Here is a 9,464-nt window from a genome sequence, read left to right on the forward strand (position 1 = left end):
CTCTTTTGTTTTTTAGGGTTATTATAGCGTTTTTAATTGGGCATTTTTGAGTTACCTCAAAAACTCAGCGATGACTTCATTCTCTCTGGGTATAGGGAAGAAGATGTCAGTATTGGGCGAAATGAAAACCCTACTCCCCTCTCTAATCACCACAATAGGAGCGATTTTGCTCTTGTCTCTTAAAATTTGATTAACCACTTGGTTGATCCCCATGCCGCTTTGCCTCATCAATTGCATTAAAAGATAATCCCCAAAGAAATTGGTGGCTCCTTCTTTATTGCCCCTGTTGTTTAAAGCCGAAGTGATCCCAATCAATAGGCCGTTAGTGAGCGTAGAAAGCAGTAACGGCACGCCATAGCGCTGGAAATTCCTTTCAATCAATTCCCCCACCAAGCCGTTATAGCCTTTAATGTCCGCCCCTTTAGCGTTAGTGAGCATGATATTAATCCCATGGGGAGTGATGATTCGACTCCATACAATATCCAAGCGGTATTCGCCCATTTTGTTATTGTTGCTGTAATAGCCTATGACTTTAGAGCCTTTGGGGATTAAGACGGCTTTGCCCATGTGAGCGAAAATATCGCTTTCCACTTGCGCAATCACTTTACCAGCGATCTGGCTAGAAATGGGCGTGATGAGAAAGGCGGGTATCATTTTGTCAGCCGTAATGGTGCGTAAAAGCTTGTTTTCATTAGTAGCGATGTCTTTTTCTTTAAGGTTAGTAAAACCATCAATGCCTTTAGGGTTATCCATGGGGAAAATCAGGTTTTCTTCGTAATTTTTAGGGCTTTGTTTGAAAGGGGTGATGCGAGCGGCTAATAAATCTAATTGCTTTAGAGAAAAGTCTTTTTTAGGGGGGGTTGTGTTTGTTTTTAAATCCATGGGAGGGCTAGTAAAAGTCTCTTCTTTGGAATAATTCATTTCTTTGGAGTTTAGGGCTTTTAAAGCGGCTTTGAGCTGTTCTTGTAAGGCTTTGATGGTGGCGTCTTTAGAGCTTTCTGTGTTGGTTGGCTGTGGGTTTTGAGTGAAGGTGTAGTCTTGTAAGGGGTATTTCACCTCATCGTCATTCAAAAGGCTAGGCTGGTTATTTAAGGGGGCTTTTGGCTTTTGATGATAGACTAAAGAAATGGTTGTAATCGTTGCAAAACCCCCTGCAACAATCAACGCCCCCTTAAGCCACTTATTCATCTTTACCCTTTTTGACAAAACGGATACACAAATAGTCCTTACCCAGCCTTAAAGTCCATTTAGTAGAAACGTCTTCAGCGATAATGTAATCGCCCACAATCCTAGTATTCACCGGGTTATCATAGCCATCAACGACCTTATAAATCACCGGGAATTTAGAGAGCGCTAATTTTTTGTCAAATTTGAAATAAGTGAATTGTTTGTCGTTAAAAATTTCTTCAGGCATCAAAGAGAGTTTGGACTTTTTAGAACAAGCCCATAAACAATACCATTTCCTTTGAGAGCTTTTTAAAGCCCTATAACCTTTTTGAATGTCTTTTTTAACGATTTTCATCGCATTGGTGTTATCGCCAATAGTTATAGTCTCTTCTTCTTTTTCTTTGGTTTCTTCTTTTTCTTCTTTTAGGGGCTTGTTGTTTGTGGGAGCGTTTTCAAGGGTATTTTCTTTATTTTCTTTTTCTTTATTTTCTTTTTGGGGCTTCAAAAAAGCGTTAGAGTAATAATTTTTATCTTCTATGAAAACCTGTAAATTAGGGTGTTTGGAGCTGGTAAAAGTGGTAGAAAACACATAGAAAGAAAAAATCTTACCTTCACTATCAATCACGCTGATATTAGAATCCACGCCAATTTGTAAAGGCTTGATAAGCAAAATGCGATCGTTACTTTCTAAGATTTTCGCATCAAAGCCCACCTTATCCCCTAAAACAAAATCGCTAATGGGTTTTGAAAAAAACAATAAAGTCGCCATCGCATAACGCAAGCGGATTTTATAAGTTTGCCCTTGAAAGTAATCAATGTTCAAAGTGTTGGACATTTTGGAGCGGTTTTTATCAAAAAAGCTCCCTTGAATGGCGTTTAAATCCTGCATGGGGTGGTTTAAATGCGCCGGTGCTGTTTCGTTCGCTTCTTCTAAAAAATCATCGGCTTTTAAAACGCTAAAAGCCAATAAAAAGCCCACGAGAGCGTATAAAAATTTCCGCATCAATCGCCCCTATTAGTCGGCACGATTTCAGTGATGCTGTAGCGAGTGATTTTAAAGCCGGTAGGGTTTTTAGGCATGGAAGCGTAATCAAAATCCGGGGTGTCAAACAAATAACTCAGCACGATTTTATAACGCTTTTCATACACGAGCTTGTTTTCATTCAAAAGTTTAGCCGCAATGGAAACGCTCGCAATGGGGTTATTGTCTTGCTGATAGATCGCAATATTGACAATATGGACTTCTCTTTCTAAATGGCTTTGCGCATAGATGCTGTTTTGGGCTTTAATCAAATCTTCAAAGCGTTGCCACACTTTAGAGCTGCTTTGCAAACGCACCAGTTCATAGCGGGATTTATCGTCAATGCGATTAATGCTCTCTCGGTTTAACACATACGCCCCAATGAGCGAACGAGCCAACGCTTCATTACTGGAAATGCTTTTATCCGCTCTTTGGATAATGGCGTAATGCTTGTCCTGGTTTAAAAAATCCACGAAATGGTGTTCGGTTTTTTGTAAGGGCAGGATACTGATTAAAACGATCGCTAAGACAAGTGCGATAAAGCTCATCAAACCTAAAAGCCTGTAAGCGATTTTCAAGCGGTTCCTTTCTAGCCGAAACACGCTTTGCATGTCCAAATCGTTCACCGAAAAACCAGAAAGCTTGCTCTCTAAATGCTTTTCTTGGTGGCTTAAAAGCTCTTCTAAATAGATCAACTGCTCGCTGTTGAAAGGCTTTTCTCTCATGCGAGATTTAACCTGTTTTCATACAAAGTGCAAGGGCTTTTTTTCATCTCATGCACCTTACTGGTGCAACCAAAAAACACAAGTCCCATAATAACAAAAAAAATTCTCATTAAATTCCCATTTATTTAAATTTCATTTTTTGTATTTATTGTATCCTTTTTAACCTTTTTTTGCTTGAAATTTGGGATTTTTACATCTAATTGAGTGGTTTCTACCTTAAATGTGGGGGAATGCGTTTCTTTTTCTTTAGAAACGCTACCGCTTGTAGAAGTAGAAACGCTAGAGGGAGCGGGTGGGGTCGTGATGTATTGTAAGGAATTAAGGGCGTTTTGGCTGAGGTTGGCGCTCAAATTGGTGGCGAGTTTGTAAGTTTCTTTAAGGCTGTTTTGCACCCTAAACAAAGCGTTGATGAAAAAAGGCACGCCTATGATAAAAACGCAACACAAAAATAACGCTACCACCAATAAAAGGCTTAAGTCTTGTTTTTCTTGCATGCTAGCATCTATTAAAGCCTTAGTAACCGACACGTTCAAAAACCCCACCAACAACAAAAAAGGCTTGTAAAACCCAAGAGCGAAGCATTTTTTTAGGCACATAATTACAACGCTCCTCCAGGTTTTGAAAAACCCAAACGCTAAAAACAGCGCCCCTAAAGAGCACCACACATGCACTTCCAAATACACTAAAATGATAATTGCAAACAGCACGCTCAAAAAAAGCGCTTGCAAGATGCTTAAAAAAAGCCACACAGACATTTCATTATGGCTCAAATCGCTGATAAAACTAAGGGCATAAAAACCATGATTAAAGATAAAATCTAAAGAAAGCGCGTGGTTAGAAAAGTTACTCAAGCTTTGAGAGAGGCTTTGAGTGATCATGTTAGGCGCAATAAAAATAGCGTTTTGAAACAATTCATAAAAGCGCGAAGGGTTTTTCAAAGCGTAGTTAAACAGCGCAAAAAACCCCACAAACAATAACGCTTCTGTTAGCGCACTAGCGCTGAAGAAATTCTGTTCTTTCAAACTCCTATAAGCAAAGAGCATGAACGCCAAAGCGACCACGCTATTAAACACCAATTGTGCATGCAAGGTGTAGAGGAAAAATTCAGCGAAACGCCCTAAAATCGCCGTGAGAGGCGTGATAAACCAAGAAAGGATAATCTCATAAGCGTCATTTTTCATCAATGTTTCAACGGACTTTAATGTAAAATTCAAAGCCTTTACGCCAAACTAGTAATTCAATTTTAGGCGCGCTTAACGCTTCTCTTAAAGCCTTCGGGTTGAACGAAACGCTTTTAGAATTCACCCATAAAATCCTATCCCCAAGCTTTAAAAAATCTAGGCCTTTGGGCAAATGACTGCCTATTTTAGTGATCATAAAACGCTCATCTAAAGCGATGCCATAGCGCTCTAAAAAAGTGTCTTTGAGTAAAAACCCCCCATAACGCTTATTGACTTTGAGCGTTACTTCTTTGATTTTGTGGTTTCGTTTGATTTTTACTTTTACAAGGCTTTGGTATTTAAGATTGCTCACCACCCATTCAAACTCCGCTAACGAATGGATCTTGTAATCATTGATCGCTAGGATTTCATCGTTTTTTAAAAAAGGGTTTTTAGGGAAAAAGGGATCAAATTGCACTACCACTAAACGCTTATGATGTTCTTTTAAACGCACCCCAATATCCCCATAATAAGGCTCTTTTTGGTTTAAAAAGCGCTTGATAAATTTCGTTTCTATAAAGCCATTCCCCCCTACCCCTAGCCCTAGCATTTGATAGCAAATATTGCTGATAACGCCATTTTTTTGAGTCTTTTGTGAAATTTGAGCGTAGCGCTCATAGCCTTTTTGCCCCACTAATAATCGCGCTTCTAGGGCTTCTTTATCCCCTATGCTAGCCATTGGCCTTATCAGGGCGTCTTTGTCCAAATCCCTTAAGGTATAAAAATACTCGCTTGGTGCGCCTTGCAACAAATACAACCCTACAAAAGGATCGGATTTGATGACTCTGGCGTGTTTAGGGTAGGTTTTGGAATAATACAAATACACGCCCTTAGGCAATTCTTTTAAAGCCACGCCCCCTTTTTGAAGGCTCGCTTTTTTAAAAAACGCCTGACAATGCTTGAAATCATAAGCCCCTAAGCCATTCAAAAAAAACCATAGAATGATAAAGGTAATAAGGGCTTTGTGAAACATCACAATTTAGCGAAATTCCCCAACATGTTAAAGGCTAAATTTTTTCGGTTTTCTTCTACAGCTTTATACCCGTCATTCAAAGCGCTCATCAAATAGATTTGCATCGCTTCTTTATCTTCCAACAGGCTGTCATCAATTTGCAAATCCACTAACTCCCCCACCCCATTAAAACTCACGCTCACCATTCCCCCACCGCTTTTGGAAGTGTGGATCGTGTCTTTATTCTTTTCTTCTAGTTGGGAAAACTCTTTTTTCATGCCGTCTAATAACCCGCTTAACCCGCCCAATTGACTAAAATCCATCTCTAACCCTTTTCTAAAATTTCATTCTTTTCATCCACTAGCACGATACTCGGCTTGTGCGTATTGATTTCATCTTCATTCATGTTCGCATAAGCTAAAATGATCACCACATCGCCTATGGCCACCTTTCTGGCCGCTGCACCATTGACGCAAATTTCGCCCCTTTTTTTCCCTAAAATCACATAGGTGCTGAAGCGTTCGCCGTTATTGACATCCACGATTTCCACTTTCATGCCCTCTCTGAGCTTAGCGAACTTGGCCAAATCCTCATCTATGGTGATCGAGCCTATATAATTGAGGTTAGCGTCTGTGATAGTGGCCCTATGGATTTTACTATAAAGCATTTCAAAAGTCATTTTCTTTCACCTTTTGCGTGTGCTTGATTTCTTTTAAAACCAATTGGTTTTTTTCTAGCAAGCAAGCGATCTTACAAGGTTTTTTAAGCGATTGCAAGAGCAGTAGATCGCTTAATTTAGTTTTGATTTCATGGTGAATGATTTTTTTAATTTCTCTCGCTCCTAAAGTCGTTTGGTAGCTTTTTTGCGCGATGAATTTCACAACTTCTTTATGGAATTTTAAGGTTATGTCTTGCTCTAGCGCTAGGGCTTTTAATTTGTCTAATTCCACAGAGACAATGCGTTCAAAATCCTCCAAACTGAGCGCGTTAAACGGCACGATCGCATCAATCCTAGATCGTAATTCAGGGGTCAAAAGCTCTTTAACGGCTTTATCATACTTGGTGTTTTTAGCGCTAAAAAACCCTAGCGTGTCCTTATCCTTACTCCCCACATTTGAAGTCATGATCAAAATCACATGCTTAAAACTCGCCTGATTGCCTAAATTATCGCTCAAAGTGGCGTTATCCATCACTTGCAACAACAAATCATACACATTAGAATGGGCTTTTTCTATCTCATCTAAAAGCAACAAACAATGCGGGTGTTTTTTAATCGCATTCACCAACAACCCCCCTTGCTCAAACCCCACATAACCGCTAGGACTCCCGATGAGTTTTGCCACGCTATGGGCTTCTTTGTATTCGCTCATGTCAAAGCGTTCAAAATGCAAATTCAAATTCAAGGCCAGCTCTTTAGCCAACTCCGTTTTCCCCACCCCACTAGGCCCCACGAATAAAAAGCTCCCCACAGGCTTATTTTTTGCAGAAAGCCCGCAATGCTGGATTTTAATCGCATTGCTGACGAGACTGATCGCTTCGGCTTGGGCAAAAATCTTATTTTTAAGCGATTTTTCCAAGTTCCTTAAAAGGGCTTTTTTATCGCTGCTCAAACGCATTTTAGGGATTTTAAGCTTGAGAGCGAGCGTTTCTTTCACATCATCAACGCCGATTTTTTTGCCCTTTTTGGGGTTGATTTTTTTCCTCGATCCCACCTCATCTAATAATTCAATCGCTTTATCCGGCAAGAATTTATCATGCATGTAATCACTCGTTAAATCCACGCATGCCTTAAACACGCTCTCATCATAACGCACCTGGTGGTGTTCTTCATAAAGGGGAGCGATCTTTTTTAAAATCAAGTAACACGCTTCTTTAGAAGGCTCTTCAACTTTTATGACTGAAAAACGCCTATTAAAAGCCTTGTCTTTTTCAAACACGCTGCGGTATTCTTCAAAAGTGGTCGCTCCTAAACATTTCAAGCCCCCATCCGTTAAAGCCGGTTTTAATATATTCGCCGCATCCAAGCTCCCAGCGTTACTGCTCCCTGCGCCTAAAAGGGTGTGGATTTCATCAATGAATAAAATGATACGGCCGTTTTGTTGGATCTCTTTAAGCGTTTTTTTCAAGCGTTTTTCAAAATCCCCTCTGTATTTTGCCCCAGCCACCATTAAAGCCAAATCCAAAGAATAAACTTCATATTCTTGCAAAAACTCCGGCACTTCTTTTTGAGCGATTTTTAAAGCCAAAGCTTCAGCGATGGAGGTTTTTCCTACGCCCGCTTCGCCAATTAAAAGCGGGTTATTCTTTTTTCTGCGCCCTAAAATTTCTATCACTCTTAAAATCTCGTCTTCTCTGCCAATGACTGGATCTAAAGCGTTGTCTTGGGCTAAAGCGCTCAAATTTTTAGCGTATTTTTTTAGGGGAGTGTTTTTGGGCACTTCTTCATTATCATTAATGTCATTAGGAATACCATGGTTATCCAAATCCAATAAAGCAGGATTAGAATACAAACGAGCGATGCCAAAACTATCCATGAGTTTTGAAGCGTAACAATCGGGGTGATCCAGCATTAAAATAAGCAATTCTTCCACGCCCACGCTCTCAAAACAACTCGCATACATTCTTTTAAGCATTCTTAATAGCACAAAACTCCTAGAAGGCATTTTGGCTGGATCGCTCTTTAAAGGCACGTATTGCAACAAATAGTCTTTAAGGATTTGTTTTAATTTATCATAGTCATCTCTTTCTAAAGCGCCAATAATCTTTTCCCCGCTCTCATGCTCTAAAATGACTAGTAGCACATGCTCTGTGGTGCAAAGGGCGTGGTTAAGATCCAGGGCTAAATTTAAAGCTTGGTTGAGAACTTCATTGAGATCTTGATTGAATTTAGCCATTATTTTATCTCTTCTATCAATAATTTTAAGGGGAGATCTAGCTCTCTAGCTTTGTCCCTAACCCATGCTGCCCTATGCCTGGCAATATCATAAGGATAGACGCCACAAACCCCACAGCCATCACGATGGATGCTTGATGTGAGAGCTTTGGCCTCTTCTAAAGACTTGTCAAAAAAATCCCTCAAAGCAGAGATCACAAATTCCGCTGTCGTAATGGGGTCATCAACCATGATCACTTGCGCCATGGCGGGGGTGGGTATGTTATACATTTTCATGCCGCTTATCCATGCTACTTGGCAATCACAACAGGGATACTGGATTGTTCAACCAAGCTATTTTGGTGCGAAATGAATAAACGATACAACAAATTAGATTCGCTCGCCCCAATCAATAACAAATCATAATCCTTAGCCATTTCTAAAACCACATCAATCAAATCGCCGCTTTTTAGAACGCTCTCGCACTCTATGTTTTCTTTTTTGAAAGCGTCTTCAAACTGCTTTAACAAAGCCTTAGCTTTTTCTTCTTCCAAGGCTTCTGTCTGGCCGTAATCCATCATCCCGCTTTCGCTATAAATAAACACTTCCATGCTCACATGCAATAGAGTGAAACGGACCTCTTTAAGCGAATGGGCTAATTTGACAGCGAATTTAATAGCATTATAGCATTCTTGCGTGTCGCTAATCCCAAATAAAATATTCATAAGAACCAACCTTAAATGAACTTCTGATATTATACCAAATAAACCCTAATGACCCGCTGAAAGCTCAAAGATAAAGCGCTACAATCTCGCTTAAAGAAAAGGACACAAAATGCTATTGAATTACGATTTTTTAGAATTTGTTGATGATGAACCACAAAGAAACACTTCTTTGACAGCATCTATTGATAAAGCGTTAGCGGACAGGAAATTAGCTAGACAAAATAAACCTAAAGTGAGAGTGAAAGACAACTTATCTTTAAGAGCGACATTAGATGCCTTTGGCGAGGAACTCTCACGACTTAAAAGAGAACAAAACACACAGACTATTAAAGGCTCTACAATTGAGAGTGCTAATCTCAATAGCATTGTCAATAAAATCAAAAGCGGGCTACCTTTTGGGACTATCTCTGCGTTTAGACCTTTTAAAGAAGCTTTTATTAAAGACTTTACAAAAGATGAACGAGATTTATTGATAGAAGCTTATAAGAGCGGTTATAAGGCATCTCAATTAGACAAAGTATCTAAAAATTGGAATAACGACCCTAACCCCATAGACGCTTCTTATCTTGCTGATGCCTTTTTGAGAGAGTATAGGACTATCGCTCTCAAACTATCCACAGCACTAGGTAAGTCTTTTGTTAATAAATTCTTAAACCCTAAAAGTGAAGCCACAATGAAAGACCTTATGTCTAGTAAAGAATTTGTTGAGAGATACCGCTACACTCAAAAAGACAATATGAAAAGGACACAACAGCTAAAATCACTATTGGATAGTAAGCGAG

The 9,464-nt window shown here is 39.6% G+C and carries 11 protein-coding genes and 1 pseudogene; 1 reads left to right on the forward strand and 11 read right to left on the reverse strand.

What is annotated here, in order from left to right:
• Positions 1-51 precede the first annotated feature (51 nt).
• Genes IC572_RS01995 through IC572_RS02045 form a run of 11 tightly spaced genes read right to left on the reverse strand, consistent with a single transcriptional unit; the run spans position 52 to position 8,682 of the window.
• Positions 52-1,188, reverse strand: coding sequence for a DNA type IV secretion system protein ComB10 (locus IC572_RS01995; RefSeq protein ID WP_187854890.1), 1,137 nt, complete (start codon positions 1,186-1,188; stop codon positions 52-54).
• Complete coding sequence (locus IC572_RS02000) at positions 1,181-2,170, reverse strand: TrbG/VirB9 family P-type conjugative transfer protein (protein ID WP_187854891.1); 990 nt, start codon at positions 2,168-2,170, stop codon at positions 1,181-1,183. Before IC572_RS02000 ends, IC572_RS01995 begins: the two co-directional genes overlap by 8 nt.
• Positions 2,170-2,913: a VirB8 family type IV secretion system protein gene (locus tag IC572_RS02005; RefSeq protein WP_187854892.1), complete on the reverse strand. Its 744-nt coding sequence runs from the start codon at positions 2,911-2,913 to the stop codon at positions 2,170-2,172. The genes IC572_RS02000 and IC572_RS02005 overlap by 1 nt, the downstream gene beginning before the upstream one ends.
• On the reverse strand, positions 2,910-3,023 hold the full coding sequence (locus IC572_RS02010) for a hypothetical protein (protein WP_001217873.1): 114 nt from the start codon (positions 3,021-3,023) through the stop codon (positions 2,910-2,912). The genes IC572_RS02005 and IC572_RS02010 overlap by 4 nt, the downstream gene beginning before the upstream one ends.
• Positions 3,024-3,038: 15 nt before the next feature.
• The gene (locus tag IC572_RS02015; RefSeq protein WP_187854900.1) at positions 3,039-4,094 is read right to left on the reverse strand and encodes a type IV secretion system protein; all 1,056 of its coding nucleotides are present in this window, start codon (positions 4,092-4,094) and stop codon (positions 3,039-3,041) included.
• Positions 4,095-4,101: 7 nt separating this feature from the next.
• The gene (locus tag IC572_RS02020) at positions 4,102-5,106 is read right to left on the reverse strand and encodes a PDZ domain-containing protein (RefSeq protein WP_187854901.1); all 1,005 of its coding nucleotides are present in this window, start codon (positions 5,104-5,106) and stop codon (positions 4,102-4,104) included.
• Positions 5,106-5,408, reverse strand: coding sequence for a YbaB/EbfC family nucleoid-associated protein (locus tag IC572_RS02025; RefSeq protein ID WP_000347928.1), 303 nt, complete (start codon positions 5,406-5,408; stop codon positions 5,106-5,108). Before IC572_RS02025 ends, IC572_RS02020 begins: the two co-directional genes overlap by 1 nt.
• Before the next feature lie 2 nt (positions 5,409-5,410).
• Complete coding sequence (gene panD / locus IC572_RS02030) at positions 5,411-5,764, reverse strand: aspartate 1-decarboxylase (RefSeq protein WP_187854893.1); 354 nt, start codon at positions 5,762-5,764, stop codon at positions 5,411-5,413.
• Positions 5,754-7,979 (reverse strand): AAA family ATPase, encoded by a 2,226-nt coding sequence (locus IC572_RS02035; RefSeq protein ID WP_187854894.1) that lies wholly within the window; start codon positions 7,977-7,979, stop codon positions 5,754-5,756. Before IC572_RS02035 ends, panD begins: the two co-directional genes overlap by 11 nt.
• Positions 7,979-8,254 carry an ATP-dependent Clp protease adaptor ClpS gene (locus IC572_RS02040; RefSeq protein ID WP_187854895.1) on the reverse strand — a complete coding sequence of 92 codons (276 nt, stop codon included), beginning with the start codon at positions 8,252-8,254 and terminating at the stop codon, positions 7,979-7,981. The genes IC572_RS02035 and IC572_RS02040 overlap by 1 nt, the downstream gene beginning before the upstream one ends.
• A 14-nt stretch (positions 8,255-8,268) precedes the next feature.
• Complete coding sequence (locus IC572_RS02045) at positions 8,269-8,682, reverse strand: universal stress protein (RefSeq protein ID WP_001023008.1); 414 nt, start codon at positions 8,680-8,682, stop codon at positions 8,269-8,271.
• A 109-nt stretch (positions 8,683-8,791) separates the two neighbouring features.
• On the opposite strand from IC572_RS02045, the pseudogene IC572_RS02050 reads away from it, so the two are divergent.
• Positions 8,792-9,464 (forward strand): annotated as a pseudogene (locus tag IC572_RS02050) (hypothetical protein); the annotation flags it as partial.

This window comes from Helicobacter pylori, from assembly GCF_014496485.1.
Lineage (GTDB): Bacteria > Campylobacterota > Campylobacteria > Campylobacterales > Helicobacteraceae > Helicobacter > Helicobacter pylori_DD.